Below are 14,826 nucleotides of genomic sequence, written 5' to 3'. Positions count from 1 at the left end.
GGCGTCTGGCTTGTGGAGCGGCCCCGTCGGGAGTGAGATGGAACCATGCAAGCCGTGATGGGCAGGCCGGACGAACCGGCACCGGTCTCAAAGGGTCCGAACGAGAAGTTGCGCATCCTGCTGTGCACCGATTGGTGGGACCAATCGGTCAACGGAGTGGTCGCCAGTGTCTGGACGCTCCGTAGGGAACTTGAGCGCCAGGGCCATGAGGTCCGCGTTCTCACGATCGCCAAGGGGCTGCGCTCGCGGCGGCACGGCGGCGTCTACCGATTGGGCTCGATCTCGGCGTCGATCTTCTACGAGAACGCCCGTATCTGCTATCCGGTGCAGGACACCATTCACCGGGACATCCTCGCGTGGTCGCCGGATGTGGTGCACGCGAACAGTGAGTTCTCGACCTTCACGTGGGCCAAGCGGATCTCCCGCGAACTGGGTGTGCCGCTCGTGCACACCTATCACACGATCTACGAGGACTACACGCATTACTACTCGCCCAGTCACACCATGGGACGCCATGTGGCTGCGACGTTCTCGCGTCATGTGTTGGGATCGACCGACCACGTGGTGGCGCCGACGCAGAAGGTCGCCACGCTCCTGCGGGGCTACGGTGTGACACGTCCCATCAGCGTGGTGCCGACCGGATTGCGTCTGGGACATTTCCGCCCGGCCCGCACCGAGGCCGAACACGTCGACTGCCAGCGACTCCGACGTCGTCTCGGCATCGACCCCGATCGTCGCGTCCTGGTGTCGGTGGGGCGACTCGCCAAGGAGAAGAACCTTGATGAGGTTCTCGACCACCTCGCGGCACTGCCGCGTCGGGACTGGACGCTGCTGCTCGTGGGGGAAGGCCCATACAGGGAGAATCTGGAGCGGCACGCGCATGCTCTCGGACTCGATGACCACGTGGTGTTCACCGGATGCGTCGACCCTCGTCAGGTGGCCCGTTACTACCGTGTGGGGGATGCGTTCGTCAGCGCCTCCACCAGCGAGACGCAGGGACTGACGTTCGCCGAGGCCCTTGCCTGCGGGCTGCCGCTGCTGTGTCGGCGCGATCCTGCGCTGTGCGGGATCCTCGTCGATGGTTCCAACGGGTACGGCTTCGACGATGGTGCCGAGTTCGCGGCACGACTCGATGACCTGTTCGACGATGCCGTCCTGCGGACCCGCCTCGCGCACAACGCGGCCCGCCACGCCCATCGCGTCTGCGGATCGGAGACGTTCGGCGCTGCCGTATGCGACGTCTACCGGGAGGCCATCGCCCGGCATCGTTCATATCTGCTCGTCGCGTGATCGCCGTGGCCGGCCACGACCCGCTGCGGATCGCAGCCCGAATCGCTCCCTTCGTCGGGCTTCTCGCCTGTGTGGCGGTGGTCGCCTGGGGGTTGCGCACCGGCGTTCTGCAATCCCAGGAGAACCTGCGCGCGTTCATCGAGTCCCTCGGCTGGCCCGGACCGATCGTCTACACGATCCTCAGTGCTGCGGTCGTGGTGTTCCCCATTGTTCCCGGCGGGCTGCTGGTGATCTCAGCGCCGGTCCTGTTCGGCGGACTCTGGGGGACGGTTCTCAACTACGTGGCGGTGTGCGCCGGGTCGTTCGTGAACTTCTGGATCGCTCGACGGTACGGCATGCCGCTCATACGCAGACTGTTTCCCGAGCACATCGTCGACAAATGGCTGAGCTGGACCGAGCACCGCAACTTCGCCCGAGGCTTCGCGCTCGCCATCGCCATGCCCATCGCCCCGGACGACCTGCTGTGCTACATCGCCGGCACCACGTCGATGACCTGGCGTCGGTATGCCCTCATCATCCTGACCTGCAAACCGTGGGCACTCATCGCCTACGGTCTCGGTGTCAGCGCACTTCTCGCGAAGGTTCTGCCATGGTGACTCCACTGCGTGTCCTCATCCCCCGGGGGCTCTCCCGTCTTGCCACGCAGTCCGGCATCGGGGAAGCGATCCGACACCAGGAGCACGCGGTGCGGGCCCTCGGCCATGAGGTGGTCACCGATCCGCGTCGATCCTTCGATGTCGTCCACCTCAACACACCGTTCCCGGACACGCCCCTGATGGGGCTGTGGGCCAAGATGCGACGCCGACCCGTGTTGGTGTGGGCGCATTCCACCGAGGAGGACTTTCGCGATTCGTTCACCGGCGCCAACCGCGTCGCTCCGTGGTTCCGGCGATGGATCGCATCGCTCTACCGCATGGGGGACGCGGTGGTGACGCCCACGCCCTACGCCAAGTCACTCATCGAGCAGTCGCAGTACGGCATCCGACGACCCATCCACGTGCTCTCCAACGGCGTCGACACCGACTTCTTCAGCGCCGAAGCAGCTGCCGAGGCGTTCCCGCGGGAACGCCTCCGCGAATGTCTGGGGCTCGATGCGGACGCCAGGGTGGTGGTCAGCGTCGGGATCCAGATGGTCCGCAAGGGCATCCTGGACTGGGTGGAGGTTGCGCGGGCCATGCCGGATGTGGAGTTCGTGTGGTTCGGCCACACCGACCCCCGCCTCATCACCGCCGATGTGTCTGCAGCCATCGCGTCGGCCCCCATCAACTGTCACTTCCCGGGCTATGTGAAGCAGCAGGTGCTGCGTGACGCCTACTGCGGCGCCGACGCTTTCTGCTTCCTGACCAAGGAGGAGACCGAGGGCATCGTGCTGCTGGAGGCGCTGGCGTGCCAGGTTCCGGTGGTGGTGCGAGACATCCCGATCTACCGCGAATGGCTTCCCGACGGCGAGGTGACGCACATGGTGCGCGGAACCGGGGCGGCGGTGGTGCCCGACACCGTGCAGCGCCTCACCGACCTGTTCGCCGGACGCCTCCCCGACCTCTCGGAAGCCAGTCGCGCCGCTGCGCTGGAGTGCGATCTGGGAGCGGTGGCGGATCGACTCCAGGAGATCTACCGGAGTCTGGGCCTGTTCGATCCGGAGTCTGGGCCTGTTCGATCCGGTTGTGGGATGCTGGGCGCATGGCACCACCGCGTTATCGCAGCGCCCGCAGGGATGAGTCGCTGCTCGTGGCTGCCCTGACCATGCAGGCCGCCAGGGCCGAGGGCCGGACGATCCCGGAGAAGTTCATGGACCGCTTCGCCGAGACCTGGCTCGCGCTCGATGGGCAGCACCCGGTGTGGATCTGTGAATTCGACGGCGAGCACGTCGGCTTCCTGCAGGCCGCACGGATTCGTCCGCTGCCGTGGCCGGGCGTCAGCGGTGGTGGGGAACTCCGTGAAGAACGCCTTTTCGTCCGCGCCGAACACGCCGCACAGGGATTCGACGTGGGTCTGCGCGCCGCAGCGGCGGCTTGGTCCGCCTCGCGTGGCGTCCGGTGGGTTCCTGCCGACGGCTGATGTCTCGATGCCGGACGCCGGCGTCTTCCAACAGTCTTCAGTACTTCTGCCCACGACGGGTCAGACAGCTGGCCCATCCGGGCCGATCAACGAAAGGAATACGCATGACACCTCGAGCCCTGACCATCGCCGGTTCCGATGTCTCCGGTGGTGCCGGCATCGAGGCCGACCTCAAGATGTTCCAGGAATCCGGTGTGTTCGGCACCGCCGTGCTCACCTGCATCGTGACGTTCGACCCCGAGAATGACTTCGGCCATGCCCTCGACTTCATGGAGCCCGACACGGTGCAACGTCAGCTCGATTCGACATTGGCGGTGCACCGTTTCGACGTGTTGAAGTCGGGCATGTTGGGCTCGGTGGAGTCAGCGTTGGTGCTGGCCGAACGTCTCCGCACCAATGAGTTGCCGTATGTGTTCGACCCGGTGCTGGTCTGCAAGGGGGCCGGCACGATGGTGGATCTCAAGGACCTTTTCGTGGAGAACCTCGTGCCGCTCGCCCACGTCATCACCCCGAACCTGGAGGAGGCCGCCACCCTCACCGGCGCCGATGCCCTCACCAGTGTTGACGAGATGGCTGAGGCCGCTCGGGCCATCCACGCCCAGGGTGCCACGAACGTGGTCATCAAGGGTGGGGCCCGTCTGGCGGGCGATGAAGCGATCGACGTGCTGTTCGATGGCGAGACCCTCACCACATTCAGCTCCCCGAAGATCGAGGAACACCTCGTCAACGGCGCGGGGTGTTCATTCGCCTCGACCGTCGCCGCCGAGATCGCGCACGGCCGCCCGGTGGCCGACGCCGTGGCCAACGCCAAGCAGCGCGTCACCCGTGGCATCGCCACCTCGCTGGACAACGCGATCGGCGTCGACTCGCTGTTCTTCGGCGGACCCCGCGACGGCGATGCCGGGCTGCCCGAGGTGACGCGCCAGACCCGCTGACCACGGGCCGAAACCTAATGCAGCGTTTCATCCATGATCGTTCACCTGGAGGTGTTGATCATGGATGAAACGCTGCATACGGCTTGGCCGCTCCAGATCAGATCGGCAACTTCTTGAAGATCGGGCGTGGGATGTGCTTCAGCACGAGCATCACGTACTGGAATGCAGCCGGCGCCCAGACCAGAGACTTCTTCTTCTGTACCGAACGGACGGCGATCTTCGCGACGTCCTCCTTGTCGACGGTCAGGGGGGCTTCGTCGACGTCGGCCGACATGCGGGTGCGCACCTGCCCGGGGCGGATCACCAGCACGCGCGGCCCGTACTCCTCCAGGGCCTCGCCGAGGTTCAGGTAGAACCCGTCGAGCCCGGCCTTGGTTGAGCCGTAGACGAAGTTGGAGCGGCGCACCCGCTCGCCGGCGGCCGAGCTCATCGCGATGATCTGCCCGTGCCCCTGATGCTTCATCTTCTGACCCATGAGCACGCCCACGCTGACTGCGCCGGTGTAGTTGAGCTCCGCAGCAAACACCGCCTTGGGCTGGTTCTGCCACAGTTCCTCGTTGTCGCCGAGCATGCCGAATGCGACGATCGCGAGATCGACATCCCCGCCCTGCCAGGCGGCGTCGATCACCGAGGGGTGGGAATCGAAGTCGACGGCGTCGAAATCGAGGACGGTCACCTCACGGGCGCCGGCGTCCTTCATCTGCTGCACCGAGGCCTCGGCGCGTTCGTCGCCGGGCTGCATCGCGAGCACGACATCGGCAGGCTGACCGGTGAGGAACTCGCTCACCATGGCGAGCCCGATCTCCGATGAACCGCCGAGCAGCAGGATTTTCTGGGGGGCTCCAACGGCATTGATCATGGTTTCTCCTTGAGTCGGGGTCACACGAGTTCGAGTCGGCGGGCCATGTCGGAGACGAAGACACCGGAGGGGTCGATGGCGCGGCGCGTCTTCAAAAAGCGCGGCACCTCCGGATACATCTGATGGAAGTGTTCGGCCGAGACTCGGGAATCCTTTGCGGTGTAGACGCGGCCACCGAACTCCATGATGCGCTGGTCCAGTTCATTGCAGAACTCGCCCAGACCGGGCTTGATGGGGAAATCGACGCATACGTTCCAGCCCTCCATGGGGAAGGACAGGGGAGCATTGTTGCCCTTGCCGAAGAGCTTGAACACGTTGAGGAACGAGTAGTGCCCCGACTTCTGGATGTCGGTGATGACCTGCTTGAACGGCTCCACGGCATCGCGCGGGACGAGTGTCTGGTACTGCAGGAAACCTGCCGGGCCCATGGCCCGGTTCCACTCACCGAACAGATCGAGCATGTGGTAGAACTGCGTCAGATTCTTGATCTGGTTCTGCCGGTTCCCGCCCAAGCGGTAGTAGGCCTCGCCCACGAGCTTGAAGCTCCATTTGTTGGCCAGGCCGTTGGGGAAGATGTCGGGGAACGTCATCAACGTGGGTGCGTTGAATGCCAGCGGATCCTTCGCCAACTTGGGAGCGTACTCCTGAAGCTGGTCGAGCGTTGCCAGGTTTCCGCGCGATATCGCGGCGCGGCCCAGTTTCGGCGGGGCCGAGATCGCATCGAACCAAGCCGAGGAGTACGTGTAGTTCTCCTCCGACCCGTCCGAGTGGATCGCGATGGTCTCATCCAGCGTCGAGGTCTGCGCGTCGTCAGCCAGGAAGTAAGCGGTCTCGGTGCGCGTCATCGCGATCTTCGCGGTGAGGATGATGCCGGTCAGGCCCATACCGCCGATCGTGCACCAGAAGATCTCCGCATCGGGGTCGTCGGGCGAACCCCCCGGGCGCAGCGTCAGGACCCGCCCGTCGGCCACGAGCAGTTCCATCTCGGTGATGTGGTCGCCGAACGACCCGGCCGAGTGGTGGTTCTTGCCATGGATGTCGTTGCCGATCGCACCTCCGACGGTGACCTGACGCGTGCCCGGGAGCACCGGGACCCACAGGCCGTGCGGGAGCGCGGCGCGCATCAGCGTCTCCAGATCGACGCCGGCGTCCACATGGACCTCGCCGGTGCTCTCGTCGATGTCGTGGATGCGGGACAGTGGTGTCATGTCCACCACGAGGCCACCGGCGTTCTGGGCGACATCCCCGTACGACCGTCCCAGACCGCGCGCGATGATGCCGCGACGCAGGTGCGGAGGTTTGGAATCGTTGTCCTCGGCGACGCGGGCCACCGCGTCACAGATCACTGAGACATCGGGGGTGGACAGCACGTGGGCTGTCGTGGCGGCGGTGCGACCCCAGCCACAGAGCTTCTGGGTCTGGGTCGGCAAGGCATTCGGCATGTTCTCAGGCATCCCCACGAGGGTACTCGTGTGCCAAATACGTCTAGCGCTCAGGCCCCCCGAACACCGCTCCGCCCACGAGGGCGACCGATTCGGTGTCGGCGACCGCGCGCACCGCCACACCGGGGCCGAGGTTCACCCTGACCCGCTCCAGGATGCTGGCGCCGAACACATCCCATGCGTGACACACCGACCCGCCGAGCACCATCATCTCGGGACGGAAATGTTCGAGCCAGGGGGTGATCACATCCACCAGGCCGACCATGTGGGAGACAACGAGTTCACGGGCGGCGGCGTCGTTCCGCGCGAGGGCCGCGAGCTCCTTGTAGGAACCGACCGACTGCTCCGGCCCGCCGAGATTGTGGCGATCCACCGCAGCCTGCGGCCCGTAGGCGCCCTCGAGTGATCGGCCATCACCGGTGGGTTCGCGATAGATCTCCGAGGGCAGACGCGGGTCGTCGCTGGGGACTCCGTCGGCGATGAACGCTGACCCGATGCCCGATCCCAGCGTCATGGCGAACAGACGCGCCGGACGCTCGTAGAGAGACCAAGCGCCAACCCCGAAGGCATGGGCGTCATTGCAGAATCGGATCGACGACGCCTTCCAGCGGTCGGTCAGGAGCCGGCGCAGGTCCACTCCGCCGAAGGCATTGAACTTGCCGTCGGTATGGCGCCCGCCTATGCCGTTGGCGTAGTCGAACGGACCGGGGACCGCGACCACCCAAGGCCGTCCAGGCACGATGAGCGCCTCACACGCCTGGTCGAGATCGGCGAGGAGTTCCGGGAGGGGCTGGCGCGTGTCAAGCATGGTGTGCCGATGATCATGCAATGCGGGTGTGGCACCCGAAAGCCCCACCAGACCGGCACTCGCGTGGCTGCCGCCGAGCTCCAGGACGGCGGTCAGCATCGCTTACCCGAGGTTGCCCGGATTGTGAAGGTCGGGGTGATCCATCGACTTCACCTCGAGGGCCATGGTCTGTTGCCGGGTGTTGGCCCGGGTGATGGCGAGCTTGGCCTCCTCGATCACGGCCTTACCGTTCGAGATGGCCTTCTCCGGTCCCTTGACCTTGTCCATCTGAGATTTGCCGATCAACGCCAACACACCCGCCACCAGCAGGACCAGCAGGCCCATCACCACGAAGCCGAGCGATGCCCAGCCGGTGGGAGCGCCGAAGAGGCGTCCGATACCGAGGGCGCCGGCGATGAACCACAGGGAGAGTCCGTTGAGTGCGAAGTATCCCGCACCCGCGAACATCCCTGATCCGATGCCGGCGTGTTTGCCCGAGGGGATGAGCTCCGCCTTGGCGAGGGCAACCTCGTCGGCGACGAGCTGCTTCACATCAGTTGTGATGAGCCCGATGAGCTCATTGACGCGGCTGACCTCGCCGGCCTGCTCGGCGTCCTTCGCTGCGTCTGATCGCTCGTATTCTGTCTGCGCCATGACTAAGACCCTAGTGCGTGCAGCGGCGGCGCGCCACGGTGCCCTTCGGGAGTGGACCGGCGAGATCAGCCACGTTTGAGCCCCTTTGCGATCTGATCCATGACCGTGGAGTCTGTCAACGTCGACACATCGCCCACCTCACGGTTCTCGGCGATATCACGCAACAGACGACGCATGATCTTGCCCGAACGGGTCTTGGGCAGTTCATCGACCACCATGATCTGACGCGGCTTGGCGATCGGACTGATCTCGGTGGCCACGTGCCTACGCAGTTCCTCGACCACATCCTCCTCGCGGCCGGTGGCGGATTCACGGAGGATGACGAACGCCACGATCGCCTGACCGGTGGTGGGGTCCGACGCCCCGACCACCGCGGCCTCGGCGACCGTGTCGTGCGAGACGAGCGCCGATTCGATCTCGGTGGTGGACATCCGGTGGCCCGAGACGTTCATGACATCGTCGACGCGACCCAGCAGCCAGATGTCGCCGTCCTCGTCGAGTTTGGCGCCGTCACCGGCGAAGTAGAGACCGTCGAAGCGCGACCAATAGGTGTCCACGTACCGCTGGTCGTCGCCCCACAGGGTGCGCAGCATCGCCGGCCACGGCTTCTTGACCACCAAGTAGCCGCCCTCACCGTTCGCGACCTCGCGGCCCTCCTCGTCGACGACGGCCACCGCGACACCGGGCACGGCGTGTTGGGCCGAACCGGGCTTGGCCTCGGCCACGCCCGGCATCGGGGCGATCAGATGCATGCCGGTCTCGGTCTGCCACCACGTGTCCACGATCGGGCAGTTCTCGCGCCCGATGTGCGTGCGGAACCAGATGTACGCCTCGGGGTTGATCGGTTCACCGACGCTGCCCAGCAGCCGCAGTGACGACAGGTCGTACTTCGCCGGGATCTCGTGCCCCCACTTCATGAAGGTGCGAATGGCCGTGGGTGCGCAGTACAGGATCGACACCTTGTACTTGTCGACGATCTCCCACCAACGGCCCTGATGGGGCGAGTTGGGGGTGCCCTCGTAGAGCACCGATGTGGCACCGTTCACCAGCGGCGCGTACACCAGATAGGAATGCCCGGTGACCCAGCCGACGTCGGCGGCGCACCAGAACACGTCGGTCTCGGGCTTGAGATCGAATGAGGCCCAGTGCGTGAAGGCCGTGCCGACCAGATAACCGCCGGTGGTGTGCAGGATGCCCTTGGGCTTACCCGTCGAACCGGAGGTGTACATGATGTACAGCGGGTGTTCGGCGTCGAACATCTCGGGGGTGTGTTCGCTGCTCTGGCGATCCACCACGTCGTGCCACCACACATCACGCCCTTCGACCATCTCTGTCTTCTCGCCGGTGCGCTGTACCACCAGGACCGAGCGGACGCCGGGGCACTGCTCGCACGCGGCGTCGACGGCGGGTTTGAGGGCGGTCGGCTCACCGCGTCGGAACTGGCCGTCGGCGGTGATGACGACCTCGACACCACAGTCGGTGATGCGGGAGGCCAGAGCGTCGGCCGAGAACCCGGCGAAGACCACCATGTGCGGTGCGCCGATGCGGGCGCATGCGAGCATCGCGATGATGGTCTCGGGGATCATGGGCATGTAGATGCCCACGCGGTCGCCGGCTTTGACGCCCAGCTCGGTCAGGGCGTTGGCGGCCTTGCAGACCTCGTCGGTCAGCTCGGCGTAGGTGATGTCGCGGGAATCACCGCGGTCGCCTTCGAAATGGAAGGCGATTCGGTCACCATGCCCGGCCTCCACATGGCGGTCCAGAGCGTTGTGGGCGGCGTTCAACCTGCCATCGGCGAACCACTTGGCGAAGGGTGGGTTCGACCAGTCAAGGATCTGGGTGGGCTCGGTGCCCCAGGTGAGGCGTTTGGCCTGCTCGGCCCAGAACGCCTCGGGGTCGGCGTCGGCCCGTGCGACCAGCTCAGGAGTGACGTTGGCGTTCGCAGCCATCTCCGCCGGTGGCGGGAAAGTGCGGTCCTCCTTCAGCAGATTGGACAGTGTTTCGGCCCCATCCTTGGCGGGCTCGGTCTTGCTCTGGTCGGCAGACATCGGCGCTCCTTCGCGTGGGTGTGCTCTGCGTCACAGCATCGGTCACATCGCCAGTAGATCAGAAATGGAGCCGGATGGACAGGGCGTCCGTTCTGGGAGCGGGTGCCTCCACGGTGGACGGGTCCACTTCGGCGCGGACGCACACGACCTCGAAGGGCAGCTGGAGCTTCTCTCCCGGACGTGCTGCACGATCGTGGATGGCCAACAGATCGGCGGTGAGGTCACTGCGCTGCTTCTCGTCGAGGGCGATCACCGCTGGACGGGTCAGCACCATGCCCAGGAGCCGGTCCCGGCTCAATGGGACCCAGCGGCGGAAGATGCGGTGCTGCGCGTCGACGAAGTGGTGGGATGCCTCGATGAACTCCAACAGCCGAGAACCATGGGACCGCATCGCGGTGGGGTCATCCGCCTGGAGCCGTTCGGCGAAGCGTCGAACCCACGGGATACTGTCATCGCGGGAGTATTCGATCGCGGCGAGCTGACCGCCGGGGGCCAGAACACGGGCTGCTTCGGAGAGCACCGGGCTCACGAGCAGTTCACCATCGGTGGCGGTCACCAGATCGAAGGATCCGGGCGCGAATGGCAACAACGAAGGTTTCGTCCGAACCACGGGTGAGGACTGCGGCACGTCATCGCCATGGCAGGCGGCCACCACGCGGTTGGTGGTCGCGATCTGATCGGTCAAACCGCCGCCCAGGTCCAGGACAGGTCGCCGACAGGTGGGCACGAGCCAAGCGAGGGAAGCGTCGGGGAAGCGCGGGCTGGCCATGGGGCGAGACTACCGACTCGCACGAGGCGCGGTTGCGTCTGTGAAACTTGGGGTCATGAGCACCACGCATGACCCTCTGGCTGATCTTGCTGCCATGGAGGGCGTTCCGTCAGCCGTCACCGCCGCCCGGGATGCCGCCGATGCCGTCCTGCGGGACCGCGGCATGCGTCAGGTGCCCGCCGAACAGTCGGCCAAGGCGCTGTTGGCCGGTGCGCGAGATTCGGCGACCTTGGCCCTGCAGGATCCCTCGACGGGCGAGACCATCCACGAATCGGACGATGTGCGGCGTGCGGTGGAAGCCGGTTCGGTCCGGATGTCGACACAGCTCATCGACCTCGCCGCCGATATCCGCAGCCAACCGTCCCGCGTGATCGCACGGGCACACACGATCGTAGCCAAAGGGCTCGTCGATGTCGGGCGCATCGACGCCGATGGCCTTGGTCAGGTGCGTCCGGACTGCCGCGAACGCGTGTCGGGGGTGTCGGAGCTGCTCAGCATGCCGACGACAGCTTCGCCGGTGGTGGTCGGCGCCATCGCCCATGCCGAGATCATGGCGACCCAGCCGTTCGAGCTCGTCAGCGGGATCGTGGCTCGGGCCGTGGACCACATGGTGCTCATCCAGGCCGGCATCGACCCACGCGCGGTACTTCTACCCGAGACCGCCCATCTGGTCGCGGGGCGCGCCTACCACCGTGCCTTGGCTGAATACTCCACCGGGACCGCAGATGGAGTTCGTGCGTGGATCATCCACTGTTGCGATGCCCTCACCCATGGGGCCGAGCAGTCACCGATGGGGGCGGCGCCGAGGTTCCGCGATGACAAGGTGTGAGGGCTCGCAAAAGGTGCCCCTCAGCGGCGCCTCGAGGGAGGATTTCCCTCCTGTGTCGTTGTAGACGGCGATAATGCACACCACCGTGTGAGAGCAGAGTTCTCCACAGGTCGGCGCGCGCGGATGTGGTTGTCCACAATCGTGCGCGAAGCGGTCCGATGGAGAGGTACCCCCTTCCATGGTGTGGAGCATGGAGATTCAACGTGCCCCGGTCCTGCTGACCTCTGATCCGCAGCTGCGTGACGCGGTATTGGCCGCGGCAGCAGCAGCGGGCACCACGGCGATGACCGTCAGCGACCCCGAACAGATCCCGCACCTGCAGACCCTCGACCAGCCGCTGGTCATCGGCATCGACCGTGTCCGTCACATCGCCCATCACACCCTTCCGCCGTCCTCACTGACATGCTTGGTGGGCACAGAGGCGGACCGTGATGATCTGTGCGCGTGGTCGGCACCGCTGGGCGCCAGCGTCGTGGTCCTGCCCGATGGCGTGCGTTGGCTGACGAGTCTGCTGGCCGGTGACCGTGCTGAAGGGGCGGGGCGCGTGATCGGTGTCATCGGCGGGCACGGCGGAGCCGGGGCTTCGACGCTGGCGGTGAGTCTGGCCCAATGCGCCGACGGGTCGGCGGCATTGGTGGATCTGGATGAGCGTGGGGGCGGCCTGGATCTCCTTCTCGGGGCCGAGCGTGAGCAGGGCTGGCGGTGGCCGGATCTGGCGTCCTCATCCGGGTACATCGACGACCTTGCGGAGTTCCTGCCGTCGGCGCGTGGTGTTCCGGTGCTGTCGATGGCCCGCGCCGAGGACGGCCCGGGGGACCCTTCTCCCGATGCTGTCGCGGCGGTCCTGCGATCCCTGGCTCGTGAGCACGCACTGGTCATCGTCGATCTGGGGCGTTCGCTCAGCGCTGGGGCGCGTCAGGGGCTGCGCCATTGTCATGCGCGGATCGTGGTGACCGGCGGGTGCGTGCGGCAGGTGGCGGCGACCGAGCGGCTCATCGCTGAGGTCTCCGATCGAGCCGGCGTCGTGGTGCGACGCGCAGCAGAAGGGGCAAGTGCGCAGGCGGTGGCGGACACGCTCGGGCTCCCGTTGTGGGGCGAGATTCCCGATGAGTCGCGGTTGGTCGCGGCTACCGAACGCGGCGAACCACTGGGGGACATCACTCGCCGGTGGCAGCAGTCGTGTGGTCGGGTTCTGGCGCAGGTGACGGCATGAGGAAAGACGATCTGGCCGGCATTCGACGCCGACTCGCCACCCTGGGCCGCAGCCCGATGCCTGAGGACGTGGCCGCAGCGATGCGTGCCGAAGGGCTCGTCGTCTCCGACGCCGCGCTCATGGACTGTGTGGAGACCCTGCGTCGTGACTCAGTGGGGGCCGGAGTGTTGGAGCCTCTGTTGCGGAGCGAAGGCGTCACCGATGTGCTGGTCAACGGGCCCTCGGAGGTGTTCATCGATCGCGGCGAGGGCCTTGAACGGACCGGGGTGACGTTCGCCGACGACGCCGAGGTCCGACGCCTGGCTGCGCGTATGGCTGCGAGCGCGGGTCGACGGTTCGATGAGGGCGCGCCGTTCGTGGATTCCCGATTGCCCGATGGCACACGTGTCCACGCGATCCTGGCATCGGTGGCGGATCCTGGGACATGCCTGTCGTTGCGGGTGCCGGCGCGTCGGCGGCTCAGCCTGGATGAATGGGTGGAGCGGGGTTCGGTCCCGGCGCAGGGCGCGGCGTTGTTGCGGGAGGTGGTGGCATCGAGGCTCGCGTTCCTCGTCTGCGGCGGAACAGGCACGGGGAAGACGACGCTGCTGGCGTCGATGTTGGCGGAGATGCCGTCGAATGAGCGGCTCGTGGTGGTGGAGGACTCCCGCGAGTTGAACCCCGAGCACCCGCATTGTGTGCGGCTGGAGGCGCGAGCGGCCAACGCTGAAGGAGCGGGGGCTGTGACGTTGACCGATCTGGTGCGTCAGGCGTTGCGTATGCGGCCTGATCGGCTCGCGGTGGGTGAGGTGCGCGGCGCGGAGCTGACCGATCTGCTCACCGCGCTCAACACCGGTCATGAGGGTGGCTGCGGCACCATTCACGCGAACTCGGCCGCCGATGTGCCCGCGCGGCTCACGGCCTTGGCCGCATTGGGTGGATTGAGTCCGCAGGCGCTGGTGGCGCAGGCGTCGGCGGCATTGGACGTGGTGGTGCCCCTGAGGCGACGTGATGGTCGACGCCAGGTCACAGGGATTCATGTGTTGAGACGTGCTGGGACGGTGCGTGCTGCAGGGGAGTGGTCCGAGCTGGAGGTCGTTCCCGCGGTGGAGTTCGAGGATGGCAGGTGTGTGCCCGGGCCGGCCATCGACGAACTGCGCAGGATGTGTGGGCGATGACCACCGCGGTGTTGTGGGCATTGGCGGTCTGGTGGTCGGTGCCGCCGTGTCATGATCGGCGATTGGCCCGGGTGGGGGCGGTTTCGCCGCGTCACCGGAGCGGTTGGCCGCTTCCGGCGGCGGTCGCGGCGGGCGTGGCGGTGCTGATGCTGATCGTGGGGGGAGTGCTGACGCTGCTGCTCGCACTGGCGTGTGCTGGACCGATCGCCACGGCCGGATGGGTGTTGCGTGCGCGGCTCGCGGCGCGGCGTGGGAACCGGGAACGGCAGGCGGTGGCGCGGGCCTGCGGCATCGTTGCCAGTCAGCTGCGGGCTGGGCGGATGCCGACGTCGGCGTTGGCCCTGGCCGCCGAGGAATGCTCGGTGTTGGCCGACGCGGCAGGACTCACCGCGGTGGGTGGTGACCCGGCGTCGCTCTGGCTGGATCAGGCCATGGAGCCGGGGCGGGAGGGGCTGGGGCAGGTGGCGCGGGCGTGGTCGTTGTCGCAGATGACAGGTGCGCCCATGGCCGAGGCGCTTGGTGCCGTGGCCGAGGCCCTGCAACAGGACGCTGAGGTGCGGCGGACGGTGGAATCGGAGTTGGCGGCGCCGTTGATGACGAGCCGGCTGTTGGCGGTCCTTCCGCTGGCGGGGATCGGTATCGGGTACGCGATCGGCGGTGACCCTGTGGCGTTCCTGACCGGTTCGGTGGCTGGTGGGGTCTGTCTGGCGTTGGGGTCGGCTCTGGCGTGTGCGGGAGTGGTGTGGACCGAGCGCATCACGGCGAGGGCCGCACGGTGATGTCGG

General features: G+C 66.6%; 15 protein-coding genes. 9 read left to right on the top strand and 6 right to left on the bottom strand.

Annotation, left to right across the window (positions count from 1 at the left end):
* Window positions 1-57: 57 nt before the first annotated feature.
* The 5 genes from FB460_RS10185 to FB460_RS10165 all read left to right on the top strand — a co-directional run bounded on the left by FB460_RS10185 (window position 58) and on the right by FB460_RS10165 (window position 4,283).
* Window positions 58-1,290, top strand: coding sequence for a glycosyltransferase (locus FB460_RS10185; RefSeq protein WP_246044391.1), 1,233 nt, complete (start codon window positions 58-60; stop codon window positions 1,288-1,290).
* A complete protein-coding gene (locus tag FB460_RS10180) occupies window positions 1,287-1,886 on the top strand; it encodes a TVP38/TMEM64 family protein (RefSeq protein WP_211345943.1) in 600 nt (199 codons plus the stop codon). Before FB460_RS10185 ends, FB460_RS10180 begins: the two co-directional genes overlap by 4 nt.
* Window positions 1,880-3,031, top strand: coding sequence for a glycosyltransferase family 4 protein (locus FB460_RS10175; RefSeq protein WP_142094018.1), 1,152 nt, complete (start codon window positions 1,880-1,882; stop codon window positions 3,029-3,031). The genes FB460_RS10180 and FB460_RS10175 overlap by 7 nt, the downstream gene beginning before the upstream one ends.
* The gene (locus tag FB460_RS10170) at window positions 2,971-3,348 is read left to right on the top strand and encodes a hypothetical protein (protein ID WP_142094017.1); all 378 of its coding nucleotides are present in this window, start codon (window positions 2,971-2,973) and stop codon (window positions 3,346-3,348) included. Before FB460_RS10175 ends, FB460_RS10170 begins: the two co-directional genes overlap by 61 nt.
* Window positions 3,349-3,452: 104 nt before the next feature.
* Entirely contained in the window at window positions 3,453-4,283 is an 831-nt protein-coding gene (locus FB460_RS10165; protein WP_142094016.1) for a PfkB family carbohydrate kinase, read from the top strand.
* Window positions 4,284-4,380: 97 nt separating this feature from the next.
* Here FB460_RS10165 and dprE2 read toward each other — a convergent pair whose 3' ends face one another.
* The 6 genes from dprE2 to FB460_RS10135 form a co-directional block, all read right to left on the bottom strand.
* Entirely contained in the window at window positions 4,381-5,142 is a 762-nt protein-coding gene (dprE2, locus tag FB460_RS10160; RefSeq protein ID WP_142094015.1) for a decaprenylphospho-beta-D-erythro-pentofuranosid-2-ulose 2-reductase, read from the bottom strand.
* Between the two features lie 20 nt (window positions 5,143-5,162).
* A complete protein-coding gene (gene dprE1, locus FB460_RS10155) occupies window positions 5,163-6,596 on the bottom strand; it encodes a decaprenylphosphoryl-beta-D-ribose oxidase (RefSeq protein WP_281281837.1) in 1,434 nt (477 codons plus the stop codon).
* A 31-nt stretch (window positions 6,597-6,627) separates the two neighbouring features.
* Window positions 6,628-7,491, bottom strand: a complete 864-nt coding sequence (locus FB460_RS10150; RefSeq protein ID WP_142094014.1) for an ROK family protein — start codon at window positions 7,489-7,491, stop codon at window positions 6,628-6,630.
* Between the two features lie 3 nt (window positions 7,492-7,494).
* Window positions 7,495-8,025, bottom strand: a complete 531-nt coding sequence (locus tag FB460_RS10145; RefSeq protein WP_142094013.1) for a phage holin family protein — start codon at window positions 8,023-8,025, stop codon at window positions 7,495-7,497.
* A gap of 65 nt (window positions 8,026-8,090) precedes the next feature.
* A complete protein-coding gene (acs, locus tag FB460_RS10140; RefSeq protein ID WP_142094012.1) occupies window positions 8,091-10,073 on the bottom strand; it encodes an acetate--CoA ligase in 1,983 nt (660 codons plus the stop codon).
* Between the two features lie 58 nt (window positions 10,074-10,131).
* Complete coding sequence (locus tag FB460_RS10135) at window positions 10,132-10,842, bottom strand: class I SAM-dependent methyltransferase (protein WP_142094011.1); 711 nt, start codon at window positions 10,840-10,842, stop codon at window positions 10,132-10,134.
* 55 nt (window positions 10,843-10,897) lie between these two features.
* Here FB460_RS10135 and FB460_RS10130 point away from each other — a divergent pair, with 55 nt between their 5' ends.
* The 4 genes from FB460_RS10130 to FB460_RS10115 all read left to right on the top strand — a co-directional run bounded on the left by FB460_RS10130 (window position 10,898) and on the right by FB460_RS10115 (window position 14,820).
* Window positions 10,898-11,671: a Fic family protein gene (locus tag FB460_RS10130; protein WP_142094010.1), complete on the top strand. Its 774-nt coding sequence runs from the start codon at window positions 10,898-10,900 to the stop codon at window positions 11,669-11,671.
* 190 nt (window positions 11,672-11,861) lie between these two features.
* Complete coding sequence (gene ssd / locus FB460_RS10125; protein WP_170210044.1) at window positions 11,862-12,884, top strand: septum site-determining protein Ssd; 1,023 nt, start codon at window positions 11,862-11,864, stop codon at window positions 12,882-12,884.
* Window positions 12,881-14,041, top strand: a complete 1,161-nt coding sequence (locus FB460_RS10120; RefSeq protein WP_142094008.1) for a TadA family conjugal transfer-associated ATPase — start codon at window positions 12,881-12,883, stop codon at window positions 14,039-14,041. The genes ssd and FB460_RS10120 overlap by 4 nt, the downstream gene beginning before the upstream one ends.
* Window positions 14,038-14,820, top strand: a complete 783-nt coding sequence (locus FB460_RS10115) for a type II secretion system F family protein (protein WP_142094007.1) — start codon at window positions 14,038-14,040, stop codon at window positions 14,818-14,820. Before FB460_RS10120 ends, FB460_RS10115 begins: the two co-directional genes overlap by 4 nt.
* Window positions 14,821-14,826: the final 6 nt, after the last annotated feature.

This window comes from Propioniferax innocua (assembly GCF_006716235.1).
In the GTDB taxonomy this organism is placed as follows: domain Bacteria; phylum Actinomycetota; class Actinomycetes; order Propionibacteriales; family Propionibacteriaceae; genus Propioniferax; species Propioniferax innocua.
This window is presented reverse-complemented; position numbering and strand designations above follow the sequence as displayed.

Coding starts and splice junctions, on each gene's coding strand:
- FB460_RS10185 (WP_246044391.1), top strand. CDS start 58: ATGGGCAGGCCGGACGAACCGGCACCGGTCTCAAAGGGTCCGAACGAG.
- FB460_RS10175 (WP_142094018.1), top strand. CDS start 1,880: ATGGTGACTCCACTGCGTGTCCTCATCCCCCGGGGGCTCTCCCGTCTT.
- FB460_RS10170 (WP_142094017.1), top strand. CDS start 2,971: ATGGCACCACCGCGTTATCGCAGCGCCCGCAGGGATGAGTCGCTGCTC.
- FB460_RS10165 (WP_142094016.1), top strand. CDS start 3,453: ATGACACCTCGAGCCCTGACCATCGCCGGTTCCGATGTCTCCGGTGGT.
- dprE2 (WP_142094015.1), bottom strand. CDS start 5,142: ATGATCAATGCCGTTGGAGCCCCCCAGAAAATCCTGCTGCTCGGCGGT.
- dprE1 (WP_281281837.1), bottom strand. CDS start 6,596: ATGCCTGAGAACATGCCGAATGCCTTGCCGACCCAGACCCAGAAGCTC.
- FB460_RS10150 (WP_142094014.1), bottom strand. CDS start 7,491: ATGCTGACCGCCGTCCTGGAGCTCGGCGGCAGCCACGCGAGTGCCGGT.
- FB460_RS10145 (WP_142094013.1), bottom strand. CDS start 8,025: ATGGCGCAGACAGAATACGAGCGATCAGACGCAGCGAAGGACGCCGAG.
- acs (WP_142094012.1), bottom strand. CDS start 10,073: ATGTCTGCCGACCAGAGCAAGACCGAGCCCGCCAAGGATGGGGCCGAA.
- FB460_RS10135 (WP_142094011.1), bottom strand. CDS start 10,842: ATGGCCAGCCCGCGCTTCCCCGACGCTTCCCTCGCTTGGCTCGTGCCC.
- FB460_RS10130 (WP_142094010.1), top strand. CDS start 10,898: ATGAGCACCACGCATGACCCTCTGGCTGATCTTGCTGCCATGGAGGGC.
- ssd (WP_170210044.1), top strand. CDS start 11,862: ATGGAGATTCAACGTGCCCCGGTCCTGCTGACCTCTGATCCGCAGCTG.
- FB460_RS10120 (WP_142094008.1), top strand. CDS start 12,881: ATGAGGAAAGACGATCTGGCCGGCATTCGACGCCGACTCGCCACCCTG.
- FB460_RS10115 (WP_142094007.1), top strand. CDS start 14,038: ATGACCACCGCGGTGTTGTGGGCATTGGCGGTCTGGTGGTCGGTGCCG.